At 33.6% G+C, this 26,179-nt stretch carries 30 protein-coding genes and 1 tRNA gene; 23 read left to right on the top strand and 8 right to left on the bottom strand.

Going from position 1 to position 26,179, the window contains the following annotated elements:
• Positions 1-24: 24 nt before the first annotated feature.
• Positions 25-1,386 (bottom strand): hydroxymethylglutaryl-CoA synthase, encoded by a 1,362-nt coding sequence (locus GKZ88_RS15715; protein ID WP_155103306.1) that lies wholly within the window; start codon positions 1,384-1,386, stop codon positions 25-27.
• A 335-nt stretch (positions 1,387-1,721) separates the two neighbouring features.
• Here GKZ88_RS15715 and GKZ88_RS15710 point away from each other — a divergent pair, with 335 nt between their 5' ends.
• From GKZ88_RS15710 to GKZ88_RS15700, 3 genes are all read left to right on the top strand, one after another.
• Complete coding sequence (locus tag GKZ88_RS15710) at positions 1,722-2,387, top strand: succinate dehydrogenase cytochrome b subunit (protein ID WP_155103305.1); 666 nt, start codon at positions 1,722-1,724, stop codon at positions 2,385-2,387.
• Positions 2,388-2,398: 11 nt separating this feature from the next.
• Positions 2,399-4,399 carry a fumarate reductase/succinate dehydrogenase flavoprotein subunit gene (locus tag GKZ88_RS15705; protein WP_155103304.1) on the top strand — a complete coding sequence of 667 codons (2,001 nt, stop codon included), beginning with the start codon at positions 2,399-2,401 and terminating at the stop codon, positions 4,397-4,399.
• A gap of 94 nt (positions 4,400-4,493) precedes the next feature.
• Complete coding sequence (locus GKZ88_RS15700; RefSeq protein ID WP_133526171.1) at positions 4,494-5,240, top strand: succinate dehydrogenase/fumarate reductase iron-sulfur subunit; 747 nt, start codon at positions 4,494-4,496, stop codon at positions 5,238-5,240.
• A 57-nt stretch (positions 5,241-5,297) separates the two neighbouring features.
• Here GKZ88_RS15700 and GKZ88_RS22535 read toward each other — a convergent pair whose 3' ends face one another.
• The 4 genes from GKZ88_RS22535 to GKZ88_RS22520 all read right to left on the bottom strand — a co-directional run bounded on the left by GKZ88_RS22535 (position 5,298) and on the right by GKZ88_RS22520 (position 6,327).
• Positions 5,298-5,558, bottom strand: a complete 261-nt coding sequence (locus tag GKZ88_RS22535; RefSeq protein ID WP_347343888.1) for a PA14 domain-containing protein — start codon at positions 5,556-5,558, stop codon at positions 5,298-5,300.
• A gap of 20 nt (positions 5,559-5,578) precedes the next feature.
• Positions 5,579-5,743, bottom strand: coding sequence for a hypothetical protein (locus tag GKZ88_RS22530; RefSeq protein ID WP_230392532.1), 165 nt, complete (start codon positions 5,741-5,743; stop codon positions 5,579-5,581).
• Between the two features lie 152 nt (positions 5,744-5,895).
• Positions 5,896-5,973 carry a hypothetical protein gene (locus GKZ88_RS22525; RefSeq protein ID WP_347343887.1) on the bottom strand — a complete coding sequence of 26 codons (78 nt, stop codon included), beginning with the start codon at positions 5,971-5,973 and terminating at the stop codon, positions 5,896-5,898.
• Positions 5,974-6,027: 54 nt separating this feature from the next.
• Positions 6,028-6,327: a glycoside hydrolase family 20 zincin-like fold domain-containing protein gene (locus GKZ88_RS22520; RefSeq protein ID WP_230392531.1), complete on the bottom strand. Its 300-nt coding sequence runs from the start codon at positions 6,325-6,327 to the stop codon at positions 6,028-6,030.
• Between GKZ88_RS22520 and GKZ88_RS15690 the strand changes: the two genes are divergently transcribed.
• Positions 6,305-7,171 (top strand): DeoR/GlpR family DNA-binding transcription regulator, encoded by an 867-nt coding sequence (locus GKZ88_RS15690; RefSeq protein WP_230392530.1) that lies wholly within the window; start codon positions 6,305-6,307, stop codon positions 7,169-7,171. The two genes, GKZ88_RS22520 and GKZ88_RS15690, sit on opposite strands and share 23 nt — an antisense overlap.
• Positions 7,172-7,215: 44 nt before the next feature.
• Positions 7,216-7,983, top strand: coding sequence for a nitrilase family protein (locus GKZ88_RS15685; RefSeq protein ID WP_155103302.1), 768 nt, complete (start codon positions 7,216-7,218; stop codon positions 7,981-7,983).
• On the opposite strand, the gene GKZ88_RS15680 is transcribed toward GKZ88_RS15685, so the two are convergent.
• Entirely contained in the window at positions 7,980-9,668 is a 1,689-nt protein-coding gene (locus tag GKZ88_RS15680) for an Ig-like domain-containing protein (RefSeq protein WP_155103301.1), read from the bottom strand. The genes GKZ88_RS15685 and GKZ88_RS15680 overlap by 4 nt on opposite strands.
• A gap of 252 nt (positions 9,669-9,920) precedes the next feature.
• Here GKZ88_RS15680 and GKZ88_RS15675 point away from each other — a divergent pair, with 252 nt between their 5' ends.
• From GKZ88_RS15675 to GKZ88_RS15655, 5 genes are all read left to right on the top strand, one after another.
• Positions 9,921-10,826, top strand: a complete 906-nt coding sequence (locus GKZ88_RS15675) for a hypothetical protein (protein WP_230392529.1) — start codon at positions 9,921-9,923, stop codon at positions 10,824-10,826.
• A complete protein-coding gene (locus tag GKZ88_RS15670) occupies positions 10,786-13,143 on the top strand; it encodes a hypothetical protein (protein ID WP_155103299.1) in 2,358 nt (785 codons plus the stop codon). The genes GKZ88_RS15675 and GKZ88_RS15670 overlap by 41 nt, the downstream gene beginning before the upstream one ends.
• Before the next feature lie 10 nt (positions 13,144-13,153).
• Entirely contained in the window at positions 13,154-13,558 is a 405-nt protein-coding gene (gene mce, locus GKZ88_RS15665; RefSeq protein WP_155103298.1) for a methylmalonyl-CoA epimerase, read from the top strand.
• A 146-nt stretch (positions 13,559-13,704) separates the two neighbouring features.
• Positions 13,705-13,778, top strand: a tRNA-Ile gene (locus GKZ88_RS15660).
• 177 nt (positions 13,779-13,955) lie between these two features.
• Positions 13,956-14,207 (top strand): hypothetical protein, encoded by a 252-nt coding sequence (locus tag GKZ88_RS15655; RefSeq protein ID WP_155103297.1) that lies wholly within the window; start codon positions 13,956-13,958, stop codon positions 14,205-14,207.
• Between the two features lie 34 nt (positions 14,208-14,241).
• Here GKZ88_RS15655 and GKZ88_RS15650 read toward each other — a convergent pair whose 3' ends face one another.
• Positions 14,242-14,832: a riboflavin synthase gene (locus GKZ88_RS15650; protein ID WP_155103296.1), complete on the bottom strand. Its 591-nt coding sequence runs from the start codon at positions 14,830-14,832 to the stop codon at positions 14,242-14,244.
• A gap of 57 nt (positions 14,833-14,889) precedes the next feature.
• Here GKZ88_RS15650 and pdxA point away from each other — a divergent pair, with 57 nt between their 5' ends.
• The 13 genes from pdxA (at position 14,890) to GKZ88_RS15585 (ending at position 23,688) form a co-directional block, all read left to right on the top strand.
• The gene (gene pdxA / locus GKZ88_RS15645) at positions 14,890-15,939 is read left to right on the top strand and encodes a 4-hydroxythreonine-4-phosphate dehydrogenase PdxA (RefSeq protein WP_155103295.1); all 1,050 of its coding nucleotides are present in this window, start codon (positions 14,890-14,892) and stop codon (positions 15,937-15,939) included.
• Between the two features lie 105 nt (positions 15,940-16,044).
• Positions 16,045-16,596: a DUF177 domain-containing protein gene (locus GKZ88_RS15640; RefSeq protein ID WP_155103294.1), complete on the top strand. Its 552-nt coding sequence runs from the start codon at positions 16,045-16,047 to the stop codon at positions 16,594-16,596.
• Between the two features lie 9 nt (positions 16,597-16,605).
• Positions 16,606-16,800, top strand: a complete 195-nt coding sequence (rpmF, locus tag GKZ88_RS15635; RefSeq protein WP_008465217.1) for a 50S ribosomal protein L32 — start codon at positions 16,606-16,608, stop codon at positions 16,798-16,800.
• Positions 16,801-16,973: 173 nt separating this feature from the next.
• Entirely contained in the window at positions 16,974-17,972 is a 999-nt protein-coding gene (locus GKZ88_RS15630; RefSeq protein ID WP_155103293.1) for a beta-ketoacyl-ACP synthase III, read from the top strand.
• A 23-nt stretch (positions 17,973-17,995) separates the two neighbouring features.
• The gene (gene accB / locus GKZ88_RS15625; protein ID WP_155103292.1) at positions 17,996-18,484 is read left to right on the top strand and encodes an acetyl-CoA carboxylase biotin carboxyl carrier protein; all 489 of its coding nucleotides are present in this window, start codon (positions 17,996-17,998) and stop codon (positions 18,482-18,484) included.
• Between the two features lie 99 nt (positions 18,485-18,583).
• Positions 18,584-19,930, top strand: coding sequence for an acetyl-CoA carboxylase biotin carboxylase subunit (gene accC / locus GKZ88_RS15620; protein WP_155103291.1), 1,347 nt, complete (start codon positions 18,584-18,586; stop codon positions 19,928-19,930).
• Positions 19,931-20,223: 293 nt separating this feature from the next.
• On the top strand, positions 20,224-20,520 hold the full coding sequence (locus GKZ88_RS15615) for a hypothetical protein (protein ID WP_155103290.1): 297 nt from the start codon (positions 20,224-20,226) through the stop codon (positions 20,518-20,520).
• A gap of 74 nt (positions 20,521-20,594) precedes the next feature.
• Positions 20,595-20,897 (top strand): hypothetical protein, encoded by a 303-nt coding sequence (locus GKZ88_RS15610; protein WP_155103289.1) that lies wholly within the window; start codon positions 20,595-20,597, stop codon positions 20,895-20,897.
• Positions 20,898-20,948: 51 nt separating this feature from the next.
• Positions 20,949-21,245, top strand: a complete 297-nt coding sequence (locus GKZ88_RS15605) for a hypothetical protein (RefSeq protein ID WP_155103288.1) — start codon at positions 20,949-20,951, stop codon at positions 21,243-21,245.
• Positions 21,246-21,269: 24 nt separating this feature from the next.
• A complete protein-coding gene (locus GKZ88_RS15600) occupies positions 21,270-21,560 on the top strand; it encodes a hypothetical protein (RefSeq protein WP_155103287.1) in 291 nt (96 codons plus the stop codon).
• Between the two features lie 19 nt (positions 21,561-21,579).
• Complete coding sequence (locus GKZ88_RS15595; RefSeq protein WP_155103285.1) at positions 21,580-21,876, top strand: hypothetical protein; 297 nt, start codon at positions 21,580-21,582, stop codon at positions 21,874-21,876.
• Between the two features lie 17 nt (positions 21,877-21,893).
• The gene (locus GKZ88_RS15590) at positions 21,894-22,190 is read left to right on the top strand and encodes a hypothetical protein (protein ID WP_155103283.1); all 297 of its coding nucleotides are present in this window, start codon (positions 21,894-21,896) and stop codon (positions 22,188-22,190) included.
• A 148-nt stretch (positions 22,191-22,338) separates the two neighbouring features.
• Entirely contained in the window at positions 22,339-23,688 is a 1,350-nt protein-coding gene (locus GKZ88_RS15585) for a sigma-54 dependent transcriptional regulator (protein WP_155103281.1), read from the top strand.
• On the opposite strand, the gene GKZ88_RS15580 is transcribed toward GKZ88_RS15585, so the two are convergent.
• Positions 23,685-26,120 (bottom strand): ATP-binding protein, encoded by a 2,436-nt coding sequence (locus GKZ88_RS15580; RefSeq protein ID WP_155103280.1) that lies wholly within the window; start codon positions 26,118-26,120, stop codon positions 23,685-23,687. The two genes, GKZ88_RS15585 and GKZ88_RS15580, sit on opposite strands and share 4 nt — an antisense overlap.
• Between the last annotated feature and the right edge of the window lie 59 nt (positions 26,121-26,179).

Here is a 26,179-nt window from a genome sequence, read left to right as displayed (position 1 = left end):
CAATTTAGTTTCGGGTTTTGTTATTTAATCAATCCATTTATAATATCTCGCTCCAATCAAAACTGGAATCTCTTTTTCAATTCGGTCTAAAACCCATTCGTTTTTTGGAATTCTTACGCTTTGTTTTTGTTCTTTTTTATGAAGACTTTCGTAAGTGTTGAAATCAATTTCTACGCTTGCAGCTAAATTTTCAAAAAGCTTCACATTTTCTAAAGCCGATTTCCATTCTGGCTGAATTGTTCCTTCAAAAACCTTTGATTTCGATCCGCTTCCGTAAGCTAAGAAACCAAATTTAGTTCCGGCAACTTCTTTGTTCGTATCATAAAAATGAGCTAAAGTCGATAATAATCCCATGAAAATAGAACCTGTGTATAGGTTTCCAATTAATGAAGAAGCCAATTCTGCAGGCTGTAATTTCTCAGTTACAAAACTTCTGTAATCATCAGATTTTGCTACTTCTTTAATTTTTGTCTGATAATCTGCAGGTGCAATATCATCGGCAATAATTTTCTCGGCACTGTCTAAAGCATAAATTTCAGATAACATTCTTCTTCCCTGGAAAGAATAAGGTAAATGCATTACAATGCTGTGCCAAGTATTGTATAAAGTTTCAGTTGTATTTTTTAATTTCTTGAATGAAAAGTATGCATTTCGCGTACGATCCATATAACATTGGTTGGAATACTGCCCGTCAAAAACCGGCTGGTCTTTATGGATTTCGATTTCAGCTTCTAAATTATCAAACCACGGATCGTTATTTTCATTTTTCGTAATCGCTTCTTTAGAAATAGTTCTGTAAGGTTTAAAGAAATCAAAAACGCCTTTTGTGCTTGTTGTCCAATTGTCATCAAACGCGATAATTTTTGGATCTGCAGTTACTAACATGGCAACAGCTCCGGCACCTTGTGTATATTCTCCACCCGAATTTAAATCGTATTTTGCAAAATCAGTGGCAACCACAATTGCTTTTTTAGTCGGATTCAATTTTACAAAATCAAGACAGTTTTGCAGCGCGTCAACACCGCCAATACAGGCAAAAGTAAAATCGACAACATCACATTCTGCCAAAGAATCTTCGCCAAATTTTTGCTCCATTAAATTAATTAGATAAGAAGCAATTGGTTTTGAACTGTCGATGCCGCTTTCGGTACCAACATAGATTCGGCTTATTTCGTTTAAGTTGATTTTATTGTCAATGATAAGTTTGGTTAAAGCATTTGCTCCAAAAACAACAGCATCCTGATGAACGTCTGGAAAAGTCATTTTAAGCAATCCAAGACCTTTTTCTAATTTTTCGGGTTCAATATTTCTGGCAACGGCCAAAGTTTTTATGGGTAAATGTATGTTTGCTACATCAAAAGAGATAGCATCAATTCCTGTTTTCATTCTTATTTTTTTGAGCCGCTAAAGGTAAAACTATGTAATGGAATGACAATTTTTTGCTTAGATAAAATTAAGTACAGCCGGCACTTTTGAAGAAAACAAATCAAAACTTTGAATAAAATAACAATATGATAAATTTTTAGTAATCTGAATACGTATTAAAATTAGGAGAAAGTGACTGTAAAGCAATTTTTTAGGTTTGTTATACTAAATTTATACGTAAAAATACGTATGCGTAGTCTATTTTAAAATGATTATAAATAACAACGAAATGGTTGTAGTTCTTTTGTATTTGAGTTATTTTTGTGTAATTTTTTAAAACAAACTACTTAACACTTATGGCACAATCTGCACAGTTGAATGCTTCCATCTTAAAGAAAGTGGCTATGGCTCTTTCGGGAATATTCTTAATCACGTTTTTAGCGCTGCATGTTTCCTTAAATTTTATTTCTATTTTGAGTGAAAACGTTTTCAACGAAGTTTCTCATTTTATGGGTTACAATCCGTTGATACAATATGTAATGCAACCAGTTCTGGCATTCGGAGTAATTTTGCATTTCGTAATGGGATTTGTACTTACAGCTCAAAACAGCGCTGCAAGACCAATTGCTTATGCGAAATATAATGGAGCGGCAAATGCTTCATGGAGTTCTAGAAATATGATTATTTCTGGATTAGTTATTTTGGCATTCTTAGGATTGCATTTTTATGATTTCTGGTTTCCAGAACTTAGCTATAAATATTTAGCAGGTACAGCGCCAGATGCTACAAGGTATTATGGAGAGTTAGTTCATAAATTCCACGATCCAATTCGTACAGGATTGTATTGCGTTTCTTTTGTGCTTTTAGGTTTCCACTTATGGCACGGGTTTGCATCTTCTCTTCAATCAATGGGAATGCACAACAAATACTCAAGATTTTTAAGTAAAGTAGGTCATGGTTTTGCCGTTGTGGTACCAGCTGCTTTCATAATTATCGCATTATTTCATCATTTCAATAATTAATATCAATTATAATGGCATTAGATTCAAAAATTCCAAATGGTCCTATAGCGGATAAATGGACAAATTATAAAGATCATATTAATTTAGTAAACCCTGCTAATAAACGTAATTTAGATATTATCGTTGTTGGTACAGGTTTAGCTGGAGGTTCTGCGGCAGCTACTTTGGCTGAGTTAGGATATAACGTAAAAGCATTTTGCTTTCAAGATTCACCTCGTCGTGCGCATTCAATCGCGGCACAAGGAGGTATCAACGCAGCAAAAAATTATAAAGGTGACGGTGACTCCGTTTACAGATTGTTCTACGATACTGTAAAAGGTGGTGACTACCGTGCACGTGAGGCAAACGTTCACCGTTTGGCTGAAGTTTCTGCAAATATTATTGACCAATGTGTGGCTCAAGGTGTGCCATTGGCTCGTGAATATGGCGGACTTTTAGATAACCGTTCTTTTGGAGGAACTTTGGTTTCTCGTACATTCTACGCACAAGGACAAACTGGACAACAATTATTGTTAGGAGCTTATTCTGCAATGAACCGTCAGATTGGCCGTGGAAAAATCAAAATGTACAACCGTCACGAAATGCTTGACATTGTTATCGTGAATGGAAAAGCGAGAGGTATTATCGCTCGTAACTTAATCACTGGAGAAATAGAAAGACATTCTGCTCACGCGGTAGTAATTGGTTCTGGAGGATACGGAAACGTATTTTTCCTTTCAACAAATGCTATGGGAAGTAACGCAACAGCAGCTTGGAAAATTCATAAAAAAGGAGCGTTTTTCGCAAATCCTTGCTACACACAAATTCACCCAACATGTATTCCAGTTTCAGGAGATCACCAGTCTAAATTGACTTTGATGTCTGAGTCTTTACGTAATGACGGTCGTATTTGGGTTCCTGCAAAATTAGAAGATGCTCAGGCAATTCGTGAAGGAAAGAAAAAAGCAACCGATTTATCTGAAGCTGAAAGAGATTATTTCTTAGAAAGAAGATATCCTGCTTTTGGTAACTTAGTTCCTCGTGACGTTGCGTCTCGTGCAGCTAAAGAAAGATGTGATGCTGGTTTTGGAGTTAACAAAACAGGTGAAGCAGTTTACTTGGATTTCGCAGCAGCAATTAAACGTTACGGAACTGAAGATGCTTACGTAAAAGGTTTAGATGATAAAGATGCTGCTTTGGTAACTAAATTAGGAGCTGCCATCGTGAAAAGTAAATATGGAAACTTATTCCAGATGTATTACAAAATCGTTGATGAGGATCCTTACACAACGCCAATGATGATTTACCCAGCGGTTCACTACACAATGGGTGGAACTTGGGTTGATTATAACTTGATGACTACAATTCCTGGATGTTTCTCAATTGGAGAATCGAACTTCTCTGATCACGGAGCAAACAGACTTGGAGCTTCTGCTTTAATGCAAGGTTTAGCTGATGGATATTTTGTATTGCCATATACTATTGGAGATTATTTAGCTCCGGATATTAAAATGGGAGAAATTTCTACAGATTTGCCAGAATTCGTTGAAGCTGAAAAAGCGGTTGTAGATCAAATTAATAAATTCATCAATAATAAAGGAACTCATTCTGTAGATTATTTCCACAAGAAATTAGGAAAAATCATGTGGGATAAAGTAGGTATGGCTCGTAATGCTAAAGGTTTAACTGAAGCTATCGAAGAAATTGCTGCTTTACGTGAAGAGTTTTATAAAGATGTAAAAGTTCCTGGAAGCGCTTTTGAATTTAATCAGGAGTTAGAAAAAGCAACTCGTGTTGCCGATTTCTTAGAATTAGGAGAATTGTTCGCGAAAGATGCTTTACACCGTAACGAATCTTGTGGAGGTCACTTCCGTGAGGAATACCAAACAGAAGAAGGAGAAGCACTTCGTGATGATGATAACTTTGCATACGTTGCAGCTTGGGAATACAAAGGAAAACCAAGTGATGCAGTATTACACAAAGAACCTCTTAATTACGAAAACATTAAATTAGTTCAAAGAAGTTATAAATAAGAATTTGGTCGAAAGCCAAAGTCTTAAAGTCAAAAGGCAAAATGTGCCAAGTGACTTTCGACTTTCGACTTTATGACTTTCAAACGAAAAAGGTATGAAACTTACATTAAAAATATGGCGTCAAAAAAACGCTCAAGATAAAGGAGGGATTGTAGAGTATCCTATTGATGGAATCGAACCAGATATGTCTTTCCTTGAAATGCTTGATGTTCTTAACGAACAATTGATCAACAAAGGAGAAGAGCCAGTAGCATTTGACCACGATTGTCGCGAAGGAATCTGCGGAATGTGTTCTTTATTCATCAACGGAGAAGCGCACGGACCAGACAGAGGTGTTACAACTTGTCAGTTACACATGCGTATGTTTAAAGATGGTGATACGATTTTTATCGAGCCATTTAGAGCAAAAGCTTTCCCAGTAATTAAAGATTTAGTTGTTGACAGAAGTTCTTTTGATAGAATCCAGCATGCAGGAGGATTTATCTCGGTAAATACTTCAGGAAATACAATTGATGCGAATACTATTCCAATCAATAAAGACGATGCAGATAAATCATTTGATGCTGCTGCTTGTATTGGTTGTGGAGCTTGTGTTGCAACTTGTAAAAACTCTTCAGCAATGTTATTCGTTTCTGCAAAAGTTTCTCAATATGCATTATTGCCACAAGGTAAAGTTGAAGCAGTTGACCGTGTATTAAACATGGTTCACCAAATGGATTTGGAAGGTTTTGGAAACTGTACAAATACTGGAGCTTGCGAAGTTGAATGCCCTAAAGGAATTTCTCTTGAAAATATCGCACGTATGAACCGTGAGTATTTAGCAGCAAGTTTAAAAGGATAATATATCTTTTTATATATAAAAAAAAAGCATCAGCCACGGCTGATGCTTTTTTTGTTTCTATTCATAATACAATTGCGAAGCACTTATTTCCTGTTTTTCTTTTCCTTCCTTCTGCATAAAACAATTTAAGGTTGTGCCGCCGATCTGGCCAAAATAACTGATGTTGAGCTTGTGAAAACCTTTTTCTAATTTTACGGCTCCGTAAGCTTCATTTAGCCAATGAATGCCGTTATTATTTACAATCAGTTTATTGTCTATAAAAAGCTTGGATCCGTCATCTGAAAGCTTCGAAATGGTGTAATTTGCAGTTTCTGGAATAAAGACATATCCGTCAAATTTTAAACCGATATAACGCTCCGTTTTTGTTTTCCATTTTTCACTGCTGATTGTTCCTTCAAATAATCCTGAACGTGTTGAAATGTTCCCGTATCATAATCATATTGCAATCCTTTTTTAGTTGGTTTTATGGCTAAAGCCGATTTTAAATTAGGATTTCGAACCAATGTTTTTATTGATAGAACTTCTGCGTCCGCTTGGACTTATTTTATGATTTTATAAAAAAAATCGGGGATCTTTCGAATTTATTTCCAACTAAAGTCTGTGCTCTTTTAGAATCTACTTCGGTTAATTTTGGATACTTTTTTATTTCAATTCTTCAGCTCTTATCGTCAGTTATGCGCCAATTAAAGTTGTTTAATTTATAACTGTGTATCTGTGCGATAAAATTTTTTATAACATCAACGGAGAAAAAGTGACGGCAAACATCTAGGTGTAATCCTCGGTAAGCTTATCGTGGCGCGTCTTCAACGGTTATGAAAGGTAATTTTATTTCCTTTTTATCCGATGGTTTATTTGGCAAAAGTTGCAAAAGACTTTGAACAGCATAAAATAGTCCTTCTTCTGAGCCTGTGACAATTATTTTTTTGGAAGAAATTGAAATTTTGTAGGCCTCTTTTGATTTAAAATTTACATCTGTAATAAATTCAACTTTGCTATTTGATTTCTTTGAGTCAGTTTTGAAGTTAAAAGCAGATTCTAAAATTTCAGCTGTTTTAGATTCTTTTATGCTGAAAATTTTTATTGTCAATACCATTTCTGGTTTCAATGAATTGTTTGTTGAAATGCGTATTTTTGTAAATACAAAATCAATTGGCATGAGCACTGAAAATGAAGTTTTAAATTATAGTAAAGAAGAACGTAAAAATCATATTCTAAAAGAAATCAATCTGCACACCCGTGTAAGTTTTGAAACGCTTTCAGCTAAACTTGGTGTTTCTGAAGATACTGTTCGTCGTGATATTAATGAACTCGATGCCGACTCGCTTTTGATTAAAGTAAAAGGCGGTGCGATGACAAAAGGATATCACTATTCTTCATCGAACCAGACTTATGCCGTTGAAGCCAAACTGGTTATTGCACAAAAAGCTGTAAATCTTCTTCATGACGGAATGGTTTTAATTGTTGACGGAGGAACTACGATTCGTGAATTCATCCGTTTAATTCCAAATGATCTTAATTTAACCGTTTTTACAATTACTGCTTTAACTGCTGTACAACTTTTAGATAAACCTAATATTAAAATCATCATGATTGGTGGCAGTATTTCTTCTTATAGTCAGATGTGTGTGAGCGGAGAAGCTTTTCATCAATTGGCCAACATAAAAGCGGATCTTTTGGTTTTGGGAACAAATGCTTTAGATGTAGATGGCGGTTATTCCGATTCTGATTGGGAAACAGTTCAGGTAAAAAAGGCAATGATTCAAGCTTCTAGAAAAACAGCGGTTTTAACTATTACTGAAAAATTAAATACGGTTCTTAAAATGAAAATTGCCAGTTTGTCTGAAGTTAATTATGTGATTACGGAGGAAGAACCTGATCACGAAAAATTGCAGCCTTATAAAAAGAATGTTCCAAGTTTGATTATCATCTAATCTAACGGAGTATTTTCTGTTTTTATTAAAATAAATTGTTTGAAATGAAAATTGCTTTAATCCAATCTGATCTCTTTTGGGAAAATCCGTCTAAAAACCGAGAAAATTTTGATTCAAAAATCAACGAAATTGAATCAGAAGTAAATCTTATTGTCCTTCCAGAAATGTTTTCAACTGGATTTACAATGAATCCTTCTGCTGTTGCCGAAACGATGGATGGAGAAACTGTTATATGGATGAAAGGAATAGCAAAGCAGAAAAATGCTGCCGTTACCGGAAGTTTGGTTATTACTGAAAATGAAAAATTTTATAACCGAATGTTTTTTGTTTTTCCTTCTGGAGAAATTCAGTTTTACAATAAACGCCATTTATTTACTTTGGCAGGAGAAGATCAATTTTATACTGCGGGAACAGAAAAAGTAATCGTTGAATATTTAGATTGGAAAATTTGCCTGCAGGTTTGTTACGATCTCCGATTCCCGGTTTTTGCCCGAAATACAGAGAATTACGATTTGCTTTTATATGTTGCCAATTGGCCAAAGGTACGCACCAATGCATGGGATGCTTTACTGAAAGCGCGTGCTATTGAGAACTTAAGCTACGCTGTAGGTGTAAATAGAATTGGCATTGACGCAAATAATTATGAGCATATTGGCCATTCGCAGGCGGTTGACTTTTTAGGGAATTATATTCTCGAACCACAAGAAACTGAAGGTGTTTTTGTCGTTGATTTGGATAAAAATAAAATGCTTGAAACCCGAAAAAAACTTGATTTTTTAAGTGATCAGGATGTTTTTGAAATTAAAATCTAGAAAGCTTTTCGTTTCTTTTCGGCTTCTTTTTGCTTTTTCTTGTCCGTTTTTTTCTCGACTTCCGGGCTAAAAGGAACACTCAAATCAATAGGCTGATCAACATCCCAATTGGAACGGACATCAACTTCTTTTTGGAAATAAAAAACTTCTTCAGAATAAGTTTTGCTTAAGAAGTTTCCAGTATCGTAAACTTTGTTTTTATTGTCGTCATAAATTACGCGAACTGAGAAAGCTTCGGGTTCAACTAAATTGAATTCAATCTTAGTTTGACCTTCAGAATATTCGCTTGCAAGAACTTTGTCTCCTCTTTTATTTATGATTTGAACAATAATTGGAAAACGCTTCACATTTTGCAGATTCAGCACTAAATTTCCGTAATCCTCGAATTCTTTGGTCGTTAATTTATAAGATAAAGTATCATTTGACTTGTCATAAAAATCAGTCAGAGCGCCTGGCATTATTGTAAAACGATATTTTTCTAAAGGTTCTTTTTTGAAGTCAAAATATAATTTTTGCTCAAACTCATCATATTCTGTGGTGAATTTTACAGCAACAGAATCTTTGTTGACCAATGAAATTTTTGAATTATCAAATTTCACAAGCGGTGTTTCCGATTCTAATGTGAATCGTTCTCTAAAATTAAGCACGCCATTTTGAACCGGTTTGATATTCAGCGTATCTTTTTTCAATTCTTTAATTTTAAAACCGAATTTCTTATTGTATTTATCGGCATTAACTTCCAGAGACAGCGAATCGGCTTTTATTGGTTTATACCAAATTTGCAAAGAGTCTTTTTTAGGAAATTCTGTAACAATAGTTTCCAGAACTTCGTTGTGATTTCTAAGCGTAATTTTAGGTTTAGTAACTTTGAAATTCATATTCCCTTCATACGGAAGCAATAATCTGTTTCCAGAAGCCTGAATTGGTTTGAAAGTTTTTAGCGGTAATTTTTCTTTGAATAATTCCAATTCAAAAATAGTATCGTTTGGAACTGTAATTGGGTGTTTTATAAACGCAATTTTGTCATCTTTCGGATTAAATTTATTATTGCTTGATTTGTCTTTCATGGCAACTAAAAGATATTTTCCGGGCTTTAAATTCTCTAATTGAAAAGTTCGCAAACTATCCAGTGTATTGGTAATATATCTCGGGAATTCTTTATAAACAGCCGAATCTTTGTATTTGTCATTTACTTCGTAAAGCATAACAGAGACAAAATTATCTACATATTTTTCATAAGAATCTTTGACGATTCCTTTTATAGAAAGTGAGTCAATATAAGATCCAGTCGAGAAAACATATTTAAACTGATGAATTGAATTTCCTTCGTTATTGTCTGCAATACTTTCGCCAAAATTCAGACTATAAGTTGTGTTTGGCTGTAAAGTATCTTTTAGTTTTATAGTGATAATTTTGCTTGCGGTTGTTGGCAATACAAGCGGTTCATGCTTCATTGGGGGCGAAATGATCAGCTGTTTGTTTAGGTTTTTCAGCTTTACATATTCATCAAATGTCAAAATGATTTCATTGGCTTTAAAATTAGTGCTGAAATTTTCTGGAGAACTTGATCTTAAAACAGGAGCAAGCGTATCTTTTAATCCGCCTGTAATACTGCCTCTTTTAGCACAGCTCATCATTAAAAATACCAATAAAAGTGAAATGTATTTGAGAGTGTTTTTCAACATAATCGTTTTTGAATTTGATTGCACAAAATAACGATTATATTTGCTTTAATCGAAATTTTTTATCTATTTATTAGGATTTGCAATTTTTGATTTTCTCTCTTTTTTACAGTAATATTTTCTTACTTTTGATTCAAAATGTAATAGTATTTAGTTTTGTTAAAGCGATTTTTTTGGATTTCATTCTTTCTTTTGCTGGCATCGTGCAGTAAAAACGACAAGCCCATAATTGCGTTTTATTATTGGAAAACCAATTTGAAATTTTCAGAAACAGAAAAAGAAGTTTTGAGAGACAACAGTGTCAGTAAACTTTATGTCAGATACTTTGATATTGGACTTCATCCAAAAACACAAAATCCATTTCCTATAAGTCCAATTCATTTTCAGGAAAATATTCATGGCTTCGAAATTGTTCCGGTCATTTTTATTCAGAATAAAGTAATGCTTCAGCAAAAACTTGATATTAAAGATTTGGCTGAAAAAACAATTCATTTGATTACCGAAATCAATCAGAAAAATAAAATTAATTGTACCGAAATTCAAATTGACTGCGATTGGTCCTTAAAAAGCAAAGACAATTATCTTAAATTTATTGAGCAGATTAAAAAGCTTTCGCATAAAAAACTTTCGGCCACAATCAGGCTTCATCAGGTCAAGTATTTTAAGAAAACAAAAATCCCAAATGTCGATTCGGGTGTTTTGATGTTTTATAATATGGGAAGTATTACGCCAGATTCTCTGAATTCGATTTATAACAGAGAAATTTCAGAACGGTATCTTAAAAGTTTAAAGAAATACCCTTTGCATCTTAATTATGCACTTCCTATTTATTCTTGGGCTATTCATATTCGGGATCAAAAAGTTTTGGGACTTCGGTCAAAAATGGATTTTGCAACGCTCAAAAATGATAAAAATTTCGAACAAATTAGTTCTATATTTTTCAGAGTAAAACAATCAAATTATAAAAATGGTGTTTATTATGAAGAAAAAGATCTGCTGAAAATGGAAACAATTTCTGCAGAAAATTTAAAAGAAATGGCTGAAGATTTAAGCGAAAATGCAACGCAAAAGCCCAAAGAAATTATATTTTACGATTTAGATGAATTCAATTTAAAAAATTATGAAAAGAATATTTTCAAGCAAACTGTTTCTTGTTTTTAGTATTGGACTGCTTTCAGTTTACGGAGTGATTTATGCCTGCGCCGGCGGTGACGACTGGGATTTTTTTGGATATAATTCGAATTTTACGCCCGAAACTTTTGCCGATAAATCGTATTCACCGCTGTTTTTGTCTGGTTCCATTTTTTATGGAATTGGATTTGACACTGAACATAATTCTCGATTTAATAAAAACATAAAAGAGGATTGGGCTTCGTACTTAAAAGGAAAAGCGGATACTACAGCTGTGAATTATTTTTTAATTGGAAATGAAACAAGAAGATATTATTCAGATGATAAAAATGTAATTAAGAATAAAGAAGAAATTGCAGATCTGCATGCTTTTTATAAGAATAAGAAAGACAATAAAACTTCTCTAAAATGGGGCAAAAAACTCAACTTGAAAGACGCGAAAGTAAAGAGTTTTATTGAGTTTTTGTATTTGGCCCAAAAGATAGAAACGGTTTCTATAGGTGAAGAAAATTGGAGTTACGAGCCCGTTGTGGCTAAAACTTTCAATGATTCGAAAATGATTCAGTCAATTGAGAATGTATATAATACTACAGCTGATCCATTTTTGAAAAACAGATATTGGTTTCTCACTATGAAAGCTCGTTTTTATAGCAATAACAAACAAAAAGCAATTGATTTTTTTAATAAAACAGAAAGTTCGGTTCCTAAAAACACCTTGTATTACAGAGCACTTTCCTATGTTGCCGGGATTAATTACAAGCAAAAGAAATATGCGGCTTCTAATTATTTATATGCCAAAGTTTTTGATAAATGTCCTGAGTTAAGAGTGGTAACAGCCTATAGTTTTCGTCCAAAAAATGATTCAGATTGGAACAAAGCGCTATTAATGGCAAAAAACAATGATGAAAAAGTGGCGCTTTGGGCAATTCATGGTTATTATAAAGATGAAAAACAGGCAATCGAAAAAATTTATGAATTAAACCCAAAAAGCGAACATTTGAATTATCTGGCAACCAGACTGGTTAATGGACTTGAACAATCTATAAACAATTCGTTTCAGAAAGATGGAGGAGAAAATCAGCCTCAAAAAAAATTGACTGTGGCAGAAAGCAAAACAGAAAATCAAGTCAAAGTTGATAAAAAAGCATTGGATTTAATTGCTAAAATTTCGGCAGCTGGAAACACAGACAGGCCTTATCTTTGGGATTTGTCTCTAGGATATTTGCAGACTTTAAAAGGAGATTATGCCAATGCAGATAAGAATTTTGACAAAGCTGTAAAAACACTGCCTAAAACGGAGTTGGCAGGAATGCAGCTTCGTTTGTTGCGTTTTGTGAATAATTTGAGCAAAATTGATAAACTGACAGACAAAAATGAAAAGACAATTCTATCCGATTTGAATTGGCTGTATTATGAGCTTCCAAAAACATACAAAGGACAGGAATTCCGTTATCAAAATGCTTCTTCATGGAGCAGAAGTTATTTGTCAACGCTTTATCGTGAAAAAGGAGATTTAGTAATGTCTGAAATTTTTGGCGAATCACGTTATGGTTATTGGAATGACGGAAATTCATTTTATGATAATGAAAAAGTTTTATTGGACATGAAAGCTTTTTTGGAGAAACCGAATAAAACCGAAATCGAGAAAATTGGTGCAGGGATTTACAGTTTGAAATTAAAAGACATCAATAATTTTCAGGCGGTTCAGGCAACTTTCAAAAATAAAATTCCGGAAGCTATTGAATTTATGAAGCAGACAGATTCAGTTCAGTATTATAAATTTTTAGGAAATCCGTTTAACGGAAATATAAAAGATTGCCATGACTGCGAGCATGCGGCATATCAGAAAAAGAAATATTCTCAGATGGATTTTTTGGTTACAATAAAAGAGATGCAGGATAAATTGGCCAAAAAGGAAGATGTCTATATAAATAGTTTATTGCTGGGAAACGCATTTTATAATATTTCGCATTTCGGGAATGGGAGAACTTTTTACGAAATCAGTATCGTAGGTTATGGCTCAAGTCCATATTCGTTCAGGAATTCAATGAAAAAAATGATTACGAATAATTCGGTTTCTATAATGTATTATCAAAAAGCTTTTGAAGCAGCCTCAAATAAAGAACAAAAAGCAAAATGTTTGTATTTGATTTCGAAATGTGAGCGAAATGATTATTACAATAAAAAATACAATGACATCAATAATTACTGGGAAATTCAAGATGATAAAATTAATTTTATTGCTTGGAATTCATTCAAAGCTTTAAGAAAAGATTATTCTGATACGAAATATTATCAGGATGTTATTGCTGAATGCGGTTACTTTAATACGTATGTGAACCAATAAACTTAAAACGATGGTAAATAAAATTGAACATATAGGAATTGCAGTAAAAAATATGGATGATGCTAATGTGTTGTTCGAAAAAATGCTTGGTGTTCCGTCTTATAAAATGGAAGCAGTGGAAAGCGAAGGTGTGTTAACTTCTTTTTTTCAAACCGGAAACAATAAAATTGAACTTTTGGTAGCGACAAATCCCGAAAGTCCAATTGCGAAATTTTTGGAGAAAAAAGGAGAAGGAATTCATCATATTGCTTTTGATGTTACAGATATTTATGCCGAAATCGAACGTTTAAAAAATGAAGGTTTTGTGCTGATTAACGAAGTTCCGAAGAAAGGCGCCGACAATAAACTGGTGGTTTTTCTGCATCCAAAGAACACGAATGGTGTTTTAGTAGAGCTTTGTCAGGAAATTAAATAAAAAAATGACAAATTTGTTTTTAAATAAGGTATTGAAAATCAATATCGTTTTTTAAGACTGATACTTTAAAACAGAATTAAATACAAATGATGTCTTAAAATATTTGGAGTGAACGAAAAATAGTAGTAATATTGCATCCTCAAACCGGTCCTATAGCTCAGCTGGTTAGAGCACCTGACTCATAATCAGGTGGTCCCTGGTTCGAGCCCAGGTGGGACCACAAAATATAAAAGCTTCATAATTTTTTATGAAGCTTTTTTTTGTTTTAGAGTTGTATTTTTGCAAAAATCTTCTACATTTGCCGGGTGAAGTTCTTTAATATTAAAGGATTGTACGAAATTTCATAAAAGACCCCAAGTCTAATTTAATATCGCTTGTCTTTGACAGGTTTAAACTTATGAAGATTAAAAAAACTATTTTTTTTGTGTATTTTGTCTTGATGACTATTTCAAATGTTATGGCGAAACAAACTCCGCCAAGTCCTGGAAACGGTGCGACTGCTAGAACTGCTACGACCAGTGCTTCTGGACCAATATTGCCACCTGGAGTCGCTATTGATCAAAATTTGATTATTTTAGCCGGATGCGCAGTATTGTTTGGTATATATGCAATTCGCAGATATGATTTTATAAAAAAAGATTCAATTTAAATTGAATCTTTTTTTATGTTTAAGAATATTCCTTTTATTTGTTTATAGCATATAATCGCGAGATATATTTGCCAACAACATCAAATTCCAGATTTATTTTTGTCCCCACTTTAAAATCTTTAAAATTAGTGTGTTCAAAAGTATAAGGTATTATTGAGACGCTAAATTCGTTTGTTTTTGAATTTACAACTGTAAGGCTTACTCCGTTTACAGTTATGGAGCCTTTTTCTATTGTTATATTGCTGAGTTTTTCGTCGTATTCAAAAGTGTAATTCCAGCTTCCGCTTGCTTCTTCAATTTTTATACAGGTTCCGGTTTGGTCTACGTGACCTTGAACTATATGCCCATCAAGACGATCGCCAAGTTTCATTCCTCTTTCAAGATTAATAATATCACCTTCATTCCAGTCTCCAATATTGGTTTTTAAAATCGTTTCGTCAATAGCGGTTACAGTATAAAGTGAATCTTTAATAGCGACTACGGTTAGGCAGATTCCATTGTGAGAAACACTCTGATCGATTTTTAATTCGTTACTGATCGCTGAATCAATCGTTATGTGAAGATTGTTTTGGTCTTTTTCTATTTTATGAACCCTTCCTAGGGTTTCTATAATTCCTGTGAACATTGTTGTTTTATTTTACTAAATTTGCACATCAAAATTAGTAATAAATAAGCTGAGCTCATGAATAAAAAAGCAGAAAATATAATTGTTGGAATTTCGGTAGGAGATTTAAACGGTATTGGAAGCGAGGTTATATTGAAGACATTCGAGGATTCTCGTATGCTAGAGATGTGTACGCCAGTTATTTTTGCAAATGCTAAAATACTGTCTTTTGTTAAAAAAAGTTTTACATCTTCAGTTCAGTTTCACGGAGTAGATAAAATAGAACAGGTTTTACCAGGAAAAGTAAATGTTTTCAATCTTTGGAAAGAGGGAGTTGACATTAGTTTTGGAAAAAACGATGAGAAGATTGGAGAATATGCTATTAAATCTTTTGCAGCAGCGACTAAAGCTTTGAAAGAAGGTGTAATAGATGTTCTGGTTACTGCGCCAATTAATAAATATAATATTCAGTCCGAGGATTTTAAATTTCCTGGACACACAGATTATTTAGCTAAAGAATTAGAGGGTGATGCGCTGATGATGATGGTGCAGGATAATTTAAGGGTAGGTTTGTTAACTGATCACGTGCCTATAAATGAAGTTTCTTCGCATCTAACAGAAGAATTGATTACAAGAAAAATTGAAACAATCAGAAAATCACTGATTCAGGATTTTAGTATTGTAAAACCAAAAATTGCTGTATTAGGATTAAACCCACATGCAGGTGACGGCGGTGTTATAGGAAAAGAAGATGATTTGGTTTTAAAACCGACTTTAAAGAAAATTTTTGAAGGAGGAACAATGGTTTTTGGGCCATTTCCTGCTGATGGTTTTTTTGGAAGCGGTCAATATGAGAAATATGACGCTATTGTGGCGACCTATCACGATCAAGGATTAATTCCTTTTAAAACATTGTCTTTTGGCAAGGGCGTAAATTATACAGCGGGTTTAAATAGGGTTAGAACTTCGCCAGATCACGGCACTGCGTATGACATTGCAGGAAAAGATATGGCCGATTTCAATTCGTTTAAAGAAGCAGTTTATCTTGCAATCGATATTTTTCGTTCGCGTAATCAGTATGAGGAGATTAGCCAAAAACCTCTAAAAATAAAAGAAAAACAGTTATAAACAAAAAAAGGTGAATAAGATTATTAGATTTGTAATAATTTTATATCTTTGCACCCCAATTCAGATATCTGTTTACAGATGCGAATTGTTCAAATTGATGTTGAAATGAGCAAAACAAAAGAATTTTTAATTCCTTTCGTAGGATTAAAACTAGGAAAACACCATTTTGAGTATCAGGTAAATAATAAGTTCTTTGAGGACTTTGAGTATAACGAATTTCAAAGTTCGGATATCAAAGTAAGTTTGGTTTTAGATAAAAAAAGCACCATGCTTGAGTTGGATTTTAAACACAAAGGAACTGTAAATGTACCTTGTGATCTTACAGGCGAAGAGTTTGATCTTCCTATAAAAGGGAAAATGAAATTAATTGTTCGTTTTGGAGATGAGTTTAATGATGAAAATGAGGAGCTGCTGATTTTACCGCATGGAGAGTTTGAAATAAATGTAGCACAATACATTTATGAAATGATCGCTCTTTCGGTACCTCTAAAACGAGTTCATCCAGGAGTAAAAGACGGAAGCTTAGAAAGTGAAGCTTTGAAAAAACTGAATGAACTGAAAGTAAAAACAGTCAAAGAAAAAAAGGAAGAGAGTAAACAAGAAGAAGATATTGACCCGCGTTGGGAAAAATTAAAGAAACTATTAACGGATAAATAATATAGTAAAATGGCACATCCTAAGAGAAAAACCTCGAAAACAAGAAGAGATAAGAGAAGAACACATTATAAAGCTACTGTAGCTCAAATCGCTACATGTCCAATTACTGGAGAAGCACATTTATACCACAGAGCTTACTGGCATGAAGGTAAAATGTATTACAGAGGACAAGTTGTTATCGATAAATCTGAAGCGGTTGCTTAATACGTTTTTGTAAATTATACTAGAACTCTCACATAGTGAGAGTTTTTTTTGTTGGTTATAATTTTCTTTTTTTAGGAAATTATATACAAAATAATGTCGTTTTTTTTTGTAATTTTCAAGTCTTTTAAAAATTTTTCAAATACACTGTATTTGGAAGGAAATAATAGAATATAATGAGTACAATCACAGCCGCAATTACCGCTGTTGGAGCTTATGTTCCAGATTTTGTTCTTTCGAACAAAATACTGGAAACTATGGTAGATACCAATGACGAATGGATTACCACTCGTACCGGAATTAAAGAAAGAAGAATTCTTAAAGATGCTGATAAAGGAACGTCGTTTCTTGCTATAAAAGCAGCACAGGATTTAATAGCGAAAGCAAATATCGATCCGTTAGAGATTGATATGATTATTATGGCAACAGCTACAGCAGATATGCCGGTAGCCTCTACAGGAGTTTATGTTGCAACAGAAATTGGAGCTACAAATGCTTTTGCATACGATTTGCAGGCAGCGTGTTCAAGTTTTTTATACGGAATGTCAACTGCTGCAGCTTATGTTCAGTCAGGACGTTACAAAAAAGTTTTATTAATTGGAGCTGATAAAATGTCTTCAATTGTAGATTACACAGACAGATCTACTTGTATTATTTTTGGAGATGGAGCAGGAGCTGTTTTATTCGAACCAAATTATGAAGGTTTAGGTTTGCAAGATGAATATTTAAGAAGTGATGGCGTAGGACGCGATTTCCTTAAAATTTCTGCCGGAGGTTCTCTGATCCCAACTACAGCAGAGACTGTTGCAAACAGACAGCATAATATTATTCAGGACGGAAAAACCGTTTTTAAATATGCCGTAACTAACATGGCTGACGCTAGCGAATTGATTGTAAAAAGAAACAATTTGACTAACGAAGATGTAGATTGGTTAGTGCCGCATCAGGCAAATAAACGTATTATTGATGCTACTGCAAGCAGAATGAACCTTGAAGATTCAAAAGTATTGATGAATATTGAAAAATATGGCAATACAACTTCAGCAACTTTGCCTTTAGTATTAAACGATTTTGAACGCCAATTCAAAAAAGGAGACAATATTATTTTAGCCGCTTTTGGTGGTGGATTCACTTGGGGATCTATCTACTTGAAATGGGCTTACGATACCAAATAAATTAAAACTAAAAACGAATCATTATGGATTTAAAAGAAATTCAAAACCTAATCAAATTTGTAGCAAATTCGGGAGTTGCTGAAGTAAAGTTAGAGATGGATGATGTGAAAATCACTATCAGAACAACTTTGGAAACAAATGTAACTGAGGCTACTTATGTACAGCAATTACCAGCTCAGGCTGCATTGCCTCAAGCTGCTGTTCCTCAGGTAGCTGCTCCAGTTGTTGTAAATGTAAATAGTGAAGCAGCTGCTCCAGCTGAAGATTCTAAATTCATTACTATAAAATCTCCAATTATTGGAACATTCTATAGAAAACCATCTCCAGACAAACCAGTTTTCACTGAAGTAGGAAGTACTATCGCAAAAGGAGATGTTCTTTGTGTAATTGAAGCAATGAAATTATTCAACGAAATCGAATCAGAAGTTTCAGGTAAAATTGTAAAAATTCTTGTAGACGATATGTCTCCTGTAGAATTTGACCAACCTTTATTCTTAGTTGATCCATCATAAATAAATTTAGATTTTAGATTTTAGATTTTAGAATGGTTCACTTTTAATCATCTAAAATTATCTAATTATCAAATTGTCTAATTATCTAATTAAAATAAGATGTTTAAAAAAATATTAATTGCGAATAGAGGAGAAATTGCACTTCGTGTAATTCGTACATGTAAGGAAATGGGAATTAAAACTGTTGCAGTTTACTCTACAGCCGATGCGGAAAGCTTACATGTGAAGTTTGCTGACGAAGCGGTTTGTATTGGACCACCTCCAAGTAACTTATCGTATTTAAAGATGTCAAATATTATTGCTGCTGCAGAAATTACAAATGCAGATGCAATACACCCAGGATACGGTTTCCTTTCTGAAAATGCTAAATTCTCAAAAATTTGCCAAGAGCACGGAATCAAATTTATTGGTGCGGCTCCAGAAATGATCGATAGAATGGGAGATAAAGCTTCTGCAAAAGCTACAATGAAAGCAGCAGGAGTTCCTTGTGTGCCAGGTTCAGATGGATTATTAGAATCTTACGAACATGCACAAAAAACAGCTAAAGAAATTGGCTACCCAGTGATGATGAAAGCTACTGCTGGTGGTGGTGGAAAAGGAATGCGCGCGATCTGGAAAGAAGAAGAGCTTTTAAAAGCTTGGGAAAGTGCACGTCAAGAAGCGGCTGCAGCATTTGGAAATGACGGAATGTACATGGAGAAACTTATTGAAGAACCACGTCATATCGAAATTCAAGTTGTGGGAGATTCTTACGGAAAAGCATGTCACCTTTCTGAAAGAGATTGTTCTGTACAGCGTCGTCACCAAAAATTGACTGAAGAAACACCTTCGCCTTTCATGACAGATGAATTACGTACTGCAATGGGAGAAGCTGCTGTTAAAGCTGCTGAGTTCATTAAATATGAAGGAGCTGGAACTGTAGAATTTCTTGTGGACAAACACAGAAATTTCTACTTCATGGAAATGAATACTCGTATTCAGGTGGAGCACCCAATCACAGAACAAGTTATTGATTATGATTTGATTCGTGAGCAAATTATGGTTGCTGCTGGAATTCCAATTTCAGGAAAAAACTATTTACCACAATTACACGCTATCGAATGCCGTATTAATGCTGAAGATCCTTATAACGATTTTCGTCCTTCACCAGGAAAAATTACTACGCTTCATATGCCAGGAGGACACGGAGTTCGTTTAGATACTCACGTTTATTCTGGTTACAGTATTCCGCCAAATTACGATTCAATGATTGCTAAGTTAATTACTACTGCACAATCTCGTGAAGAAGCTATCAGCAAAATGCGAAGAGCTTTGGATGAATTCGTTATCGAAGGTGTGAAAACTACAATACCTTTCCACAGACAATTAATGGATGACCCAAAATATATTGCAGGAGATTACACAACTGCATTTATGGATACTTTCAAAATGAATAGTCCAGAATAATTTTTAAGGCTGTCGGTTTCGGCAGCCTTTTTTATTTCTAATACAAACCCGATGAGTTTTAACTTATCGGGTTTTGTTGTTTTTATGCGTTAGGAAACACTAAAAGTGTATAATTTTTACACACTCATTTGTGGAATTACACACTTTTTGCAATAGTTAAAACTTGGCATGATAATCTAAATCCCTCTAAAATAAAGGGATTGCGTAGTATAGGGGCTTAATTTTGTTTTGCGGCATAATAATTTCATTATCTAAAGCGTAAACAACTATAAACAAATACTAAAATTTACATTATGAAAAAGATATTCTTATCAGCCGCTATTGTTTTGGGAAGTTTAACTTCATTCGCTGCAACTTCTTCAGTTGAAGATTCAATTATAAAAACAATTTCAATTCAGGATGAATATACTGAAATCAAATTAGAAGAATTGCCAGCTCCGATTACTGAAGCATTAAAAAAATCGTTTCCGAACGCTGTTCTTACTAAAGCATACAAAAATGCAGCTTCTCAATACAAATTAGACGTTACAGTTGGCGAAAAAGTGGGAAATCTTTTTGCTAATGCCGACGGAACTTGGATTCAAAAATAATCTAAAAGCGTGTCCCGTGTATTTTCAAATAAAAAATACTAAAATTAAATTAACGATCTTAAAATACTATTATCATGAAAAAATTATTTCTATCAGCCGCAATCGTTTTGGGAGGTTTAACATCATTTGCTTCGACTTCGACTTCTCCAATATCAAATTCAATCGTAAAAACAATTTCAATTCAAGACGAGTACACTGAAATTAAATTAGAAGAAGTTCCTGCTGCAGTTACAGGTGCACTAAAAAAAGCGTATCCAGACGCAGTGCTTTCTAAAGCATACAAAAATGCTGCATCACAATATAAACTTGAGGTTACTGTAGGTGATAAAGTAGGTTCTGTTTATGCTAATGCCGACGGAACTTGGGTTAAAAAATAAGCCCTTTTTGTTCCAAACAAATTAATTAACACTATTAAATATACACACATTATGAAAAATTTATTCTTATCAGCCGCAATCATTTTGGGAAGTTTAACATCATTTGCTTCAACTTCTCCAATATCAAATACAATCGTAAAAACAATATCAATTCAAGACGAATATACTGAGATCAAAGTAGAAGAAGTTCCTTCTGCAGTTACAAACGCGCTTAAAAAAGCATATCCAGATGCAGTACTTTCTAAAGCTTACAAAAACACGGCTTCTCAATACAAATTAGAAGTTACTGTAGGCGATAAAGTAGGTTCTCTGTATGCAAATGCCGATGGATCTTGGGTGAAAAAATAATTCGTTAACTAAAAAACTGTCATTATGAAAAAGATAATCTTATCGACAGCTATCCTTTTAGGAGGACTGTCAATACAAGCCACACCAATAGCCGCTATTAATCCAGCGACAGCATCAGTGAAGTTTCAAGATGAGTACAAAGAAGTTGATGCTGTTCCGGCGGCTATTAAAACAGCTTTAGATACTGCTTATCCTGGTGTAAAACTTGAAAAAGCTTATGTAAACGATAAAAAAGAATACAAAATCGATATTATTGTTCGAGATGTAAAATCTACTATTTATACAGACGCAAAAGGAAACATTCTTAAAAAGTAACTATAAAACTATCCCCACTATGAAAAAGTTAATCTTATCGGCAGCTGTCGTTTTTGGAAGTTTGTCAATCAATGCTGCAACTGTTGTTGCAAAAGCTGAAATGGTTCAGTCCGTAAATATTCAAGATGAATACACTGAAGTTGCTATCGATGCTGTTCCGGCAGCAGTAAAATCGACTATTGAAAAATCTTTTGCTGGTACAAAACTGGAAAAAGCGTACAAAAATGCGAAAAATGAGTATAAACTTGTCATAGCAAGCGGAGAGAAAAAGTATACTTTTTTTACAGATGCTTCTGGAAATATCATTAAAAAATAATTCTTTAAAAGAGCAATATGAAAAAGTTAGCCATCACAGGGGCCGTTATTCTGGCAAGTTTGTCTATTCAAGCAAAGGCGACGACGATTCAAAATAAAGTAAAGACGTCCGTTTTTGTTCAGACAGAATATACAGAAATTACTGCAGATGCTGTTCCGGCGGCGGTAAAAACTGCTCTGCAGACTGCTTATCCAAATGCAAAACTGGATAAAGCATATGTAAACGAGAAAAAAGAATACAAATTAGAAATATCAGTTAAGGACCAAAAGGCTACTGTTTACTCAGATGTCAATGGCAATTGGCTGAAAATATAATAAATATATTATAAATATAATTAGGTGAATTAGATTTATGTTTTTGGTGAAAAAGAGATTGCTTGTAGCAGTCTCTTTTTTTTTGCATAATTTTGTGAGAATACAACTTTAATAGTATTATTTTAGCAAAAAAAGTCCTTAAAAACAGATGTCAAAGATATTATTGATAGAAGATGATATTTCGTTTTGTAAATTATTAGAGAAATTTCTAATAAAAAAAGCATACGAAGTAACAATAGCTTTCTCTGCAGCAGAAGCAAGAGCAGCAATCAAAAACGAATCGTTCGATTTGATTTTGACAGATCTTCGTCTGCCTGATTCTGATGGCATTGGACTAATGACTGAAATTAAAAATGCTCATCCTCATATTCCTGTCGTTATGATGACAGGCTACTCTGATGTGAACACGGCTGTAAAAGCTATAAAAAATGGTGCTGCAGATTATATTTCAAAACCTTTTAATCCTGATGAGGTTTTGCTAGTAATTACAAATGCCCTGCAGCATAATGAAGCTGAAGAAATTTCACCAAAAGAAAAGAAACCAGCAAAAAAACAAGTTACTTCAGAGAACGAATTTGTAAAAGGAATTTCTGTTGCTTCACGAAAATTGTTAGATCATATTCAATTGGTAAGCCCAACGGATATGTCTGTTTTGATTATCGGCGAAAGCGGCACAGGAAAAGAAATTATAGCTAAAAGCATTCACCAGCAAAGCACTCGAAAAAACAATAATTTTATTGCCGTTGACTGTGGAGCAATTCCGAAAGAATTAGCGGCAAGTGAATTTTTCGGGCATTTAAAAGGTTCTTTTACTGGCGCAATTAGTGATAAAATGGGTTATTTTGAAGCTGCAAATGGAGGAACTCTTTTTCTTGACGAAATTGGAAATCTTTCTTATGAGAACCAAATTCAGCTGTTAAGAGCACTTCAGGAACGAAAAATAAAACCTGTTGGAAGCAATAAAGAAATAAACGTCGATATCCGAATCATAACTGCAACAAATGAAGATTTACGTGAAGCAGTAAAAAACGGCGAATTTAGAGAAGATTTATACCATAGAATCAATGAATTCTCTATTCTGTCACCTTCATTAAAAGATAGAGAAGAAGATTTGATGGTTTTTGCCGATTATTTCCTTGAAAAGGCCAATCAGCAGTTGAATAAAGATATTATTGGATTTTCTCCTGAAGTTGTTGCTATTTTTCAAAAATACAATTGGCCAGGGAATTTACGCGAACTGCAAAATTGTGTAAAACGCGCGACTCTTTTAACTCGTGGCGATTTTATTGAAAGCGAAGTTTTGCCAGCTGAATTTTTTCAGATTCAAAAACAGAATTCTTCCGAGAATTCAGTTAATTTTTCTTTATCCGAAAATGAAAAAGAAACCATTATTCATGCATTATCTAAAACGCAGAATAATAAATCTGAAGCTGCGAAACTACTTAAAATTACCAGAAAGACGCTTTATAATAAATTAAAGCAATACAACATCGATTAAACAATTTCTTTGTTTAAGATGGTGAAAAGCGAGTCAATTTTTGCTTTCAGATCTTTGTAAATGTCTTTTGCCTCAGTAATTTCAAATTCATTTTTTTCTAAAACTACAAGAATTTTGGCAATTTCATTTGCTTCAATTTGTTTGAACATTGGAGCGATGCGATGAGCGATTGCATTTATTTCAACCGTATTTTCTAATGAAATGGCATTTTCAAGATAGACTAGATTTTCATTTGTGCTTTCGATAAATGATTTTAAAACTTCGTTTAAAGCATTTTTGTCATGAGCCAAAAACTCTCTCAAAGTTACTAGGGAGTACAATTTTGTAGATATTTTTTCTCCTGCTTTTGTTGTGTCAACTTTTGGCAAAGGATCATCTTCCAAAATAATTCTGATTGTATCTAAAAGTATTCTAGGAGAATAAGGTTTTTTTACAACCGTTGTAAATCCAGCATCAGCATATACAGAAGCATCGAGATCTGCCCTTCCTGTTAAGGCAATGACCGGCTGATTGTCATAAATTGACATGCTTTTAAGTTTTTGCAAGAATACAAATCCGTCCATTTCGGGCATTTGAATATCCGTGATGACAAAATCAAAATTGGTTTTTTGAATGGCTTCCAATGCTTTTCCGGCGCTGTTAAAAGATAAAACCTGATGTTTTTCCTGTCTTAAAACACCGCTGGTTAAATTCAGAAGATTAATGTCGTCATCAATTACAATAAAAGTTTGTGATTTAGTTTGATGCGAAACTGCTTTTTTAATTTCATCAGCTGGGTTTGAACTAGTATCAAACAACAACGGAAGCTGAATCTCAAAAGTACTTCCTTGTCCAAAAATACTCTCTAGCTGCAAAGTACCGCCTAAAATCGAAATTATTTTCTGGCAGATTGATAAACCTAAGCCTGTTCCGCCATATTTTTTTTCGATGCCTTCATTTGCCTGAGCAAATTCTTCAAAAACAAATTTCTGATTTCCTTTTTCAATTCCAATTCCGGTATCTTCTATTGTAATGACAAAAAAATCATTTTTTTCTGCTAGATAAGCACTGATTTTTATATAACCTTCTTCAGTAAATTTGTAAGCATTTCCAATGATATTGCTCAAAATTTGCTTGAGTCGAAAAGGATCTCCAACAATTTTTGAGTTTAGTTTTTCATCAATAGCAATGATCAAATCAATATTCTTTTGTTTGTAAACGGTTTGAATGCTTTTGGCTACTTCATCAATAATTTGAGGAACTAAAAAAGGTACTTTTTCAATCGTAATTTTTCCTGCTTCTATTTGAGAAAAATCAAGCAAATCCTGAACTAGCTGCGTGATATATTCAGATGAGTTTTTGATGTTGTTAATGAAATAAGACTGTTTTGTATTGATATCAGAATTGCTTAAAAGTTCTGAATAGCCTACAATCGTACTTAAAGGTGTTTTTAAATCATGACTAACCGTCGAAATAAGTTGTTCACGGCTTTTAAGCAGGTTTTTTGTTTTGAAATTCGCGATTTCAAGCTGTTTTTTATAAACCTGCGATTTCGAATAATCACTGACAATTAAAACAGAAAAAAATAAAGTCAGAATTAATCCGACAATTGCTGAGGCTGTTACAATTTCGTTGACTTTTTTAAGCGATTTTTCTTTTAGTGAATTGTTTTTTATGGAATTGATGATGATTTCGCGCTCAATAATTCGAAGTACTTTTCGAAGCTGGTCTGAAATGGCAATTTCATTTTTTAGCAATTTATTTTCTTCAAAATTCAGCGATTCTTTTTTCTTTTCTGCTCTTAATTTTACGGAGCTTAAAAGTTTTTTCGAATTGGCTAATATCGAGTCTGAAGCTTTTTTGCTCAATGTATTGGTGCTGTCATCCGGAATATTTTGATTGAGATAATCTACATATTGCTGTAGTACATTTTTTTGATAAGCCCCAAGCTGATTTGGATTTTTAGTAAAATCCTGAAGTTCCAGTTTACGGAGTTTGAACTCCATTTTGGTAATTTCATCAATAGCCGAGTTTACCGAGACTTCATCATCGGCTTTATTTTTTATTGTTTTTAACTGCTGAATGTTTTTGGTTTTTTCGGCGAGTAAATAGGTTACGCTGTCTAAGAGAACTTTTTGATAATCTGTCGTTACAATTTGTTTTAAAGTGTCAATTCTTGCGCGCAGGGAATCACTTTCAATTACGTAGCTTTTAAAATCTTTGTCGGAGTTGGTCTGGATTGTTTTTCGGGCTAAACTTTCGGTTTTATAAACATTTGAGAATAATTTGCTGACTCTTAAAATCTTGTTTTTTTCAAGAGCAATTTTATCTTCTAATTTATTATAAACGACATTTTCAGAATATAAAAACCATCCCACAGTAACCACTAATGCCAATAATGCAACATAGCTGAAGAGCACTTTGATGGCGGTATAACTTTTTTTGCTCTCCATAGATTGAGTTTGGGCAGTTTTTAAATTCGATTTCACTGCAATTTATCTAAAAAAATCTG

Source organism: Flavobacterium sp. LC2016-01 (genome assembly GCF_009711135.1).
Taxonomy (GTDB): Bacteria; Bacteroidota; Bacteroidia; order Flavobacteriales; family Flavobacteriaceae; genus Flavobacterium.
Note: the sequence above shows the minus strand (reverse complement) of the source record. Positions and strands in the feature narration are given on the sequence as shown.

Coding starts and splice junctions, on each gene's coding strand:
- GKZ88_RS15715 (WP_155103306.1), bottom strand. CDS start 1,386: ATGAAAACAGGAATTGATGCTATCTCTTTTGATGTAGCAAACATACAT.
- GKZ88_RS15710 (WP_155103305.1), top strand. CDS start 1,722: ATGGCACAATCTGCACAGTTGAATGCTTCCATCTTAAAGAAAGTGGCT.
- GKZ88_RS15705 (WP_155103304.1), top strand. CDS start 2,399: ATGGCATTAGATTCAAAAATTCCAAATGGTCCTATAGCGGATAAATGG.
- GKZ88_RS15700 (WP_133526171.1), top strand. CDS start 4,494: ATGAAACTTACATTAAAAATATGGCGTCAAAAAAACGCTCAAGATAAA.
- GKZ88_RS15690 (WP_230392530.1), top strand. CDS start 6,305: ATGCTGAAAATTTTTATTGTCAATACCATTTCTGGTTTCAATGAATTG.
- GKZ88_RS15685 (WP_155103302.1), top strand. CDS start 7,216: ATGAAAATTGCTTTAATCCAATCTGATCTCTTTTGGGAAAATCCGTCT.
- GKZ88_RS15680 (WP_155103301.1), bottom strand. CDS start 9,668: ATGTTGAAAAACACTCTCAAATACATTTCACTTTTATTGGTATTTTTA.
- GKZ88_RS15670 (WP_155103299.1), top strand. CDS start 10,786: ATGAAAAGAATATTTTCAAGCAAACTGTTTCTTGTTTTTAGTATTGGA.
- mce (WP_155103298.1), top strand. CDS start 13,154: ATGGTAAATAAAATTGAACATATAGGAATTGCAGTAAAAAATATGGAT.
- GKZ88_RS15655 (WP_155103297.1), top strand. CDS start 13,956: ATGAAGATTAAAAAAACTATTTTTTTTGTGTATTTTGTCTTGATGACT.
- GKZ88_RS15650 (WP_155103296.1), bottom strand. CDS start 14,832: ATGTTCACAGGAATTATAGAAACCCTAGGAAGGGTTCATAAAATAGAA.
- pdxA (WP_155103295.1), top strand. CDS start 14,890: ATGAATAAAAAAGCAGAAAATATAATTGTTGGAATTTCGGTAGGAGAT.
- GKZ88_RS15640 (WP_155103294.1), top strand. CDS start 16,045: ATGAGCAAAACAAAAGAATTTTTAATTCCTTTCGTAGGATTAAAACTA.
- rpmF (WP_008465217.1), top strand. CDS start 16,606: ATGGCACATCCTAAGAGAAAAACCTCGAAAACAAGAAGAGATAAGAGA.
- GKZ88_RS15630 (WP_155103293.1), top strand. CDS start 16,974: ATGAGTACAATCACAGCCGCAATTACCGCTGTTGGAGCTTATGTTCCA.
- accB (WP_155103292.1), top strand. CDS start 17,996: ATGGATTTAAAAGAAATTCAAAACCTAATCAAATTTGTAGCAAATTCG.
- accC (WP_155103291.1), top strand. CDS start 18,584: ATGTTTAAAAAAATATTAATTGCGAATAGAGGAGAAATTGCACTTCGT.
- GKZ88_RS15615 (WP_155103290.1), top strand. CDS start 20,224: ATGAAAAAGATATTCTTATCAGCCGCTATTGTTTTGGGAAGTTTAACT.
- GKZ88_RS15610 (WP_155103289.1), top strand. CDS start 20,595: ATGAAAAAATTATTTCTATCAGCCGCAATCGTTTTGGGAGGTTTAACA.
- GKZ88_RS15605 (WP_155103288.1), top strand. CDS start 20,949: ATGAAAAATTTATTCTTATCAGCCGCAATCATTTTGGGAAGTTTAACA.
- GKZ88_RS15600 (WP_155103287.1), top strand. CDS start 21,270: ATGAAAAAGATAATCTTATCGACAGCTATCCTTTTAGGAGGACTGTCA.
- GKZ88_RS15595 (WP_155103285.1), top strand. CDS start 21,580: ATGAAAAAGTTAATCTTATCGGCAGCTGTCGTTTTTGGAAGTTTGTCA.
- GKZ88_RS15590 (WP_155103283.1), top strand. CDS start 21,894: ATGAAAAAGTTAGCCATCACAGGGGCCGTTATTCTGGCAAGTTTGTCT.
- GKZ88_RS15585 (WP_155103281.1), top strand. CDS start 22,339: ATGTCAAAGATATTATTGATAGAAGATGATATTTCGTTTTGTAAATTA.
- GKZ88_RS15580 (WP_155103280.1), bottom strand. CDS start 26,120: ATGGAGAGCAAAAAAAGTTATACCGCCATCAAAGTGCTCTTCAGCTAT.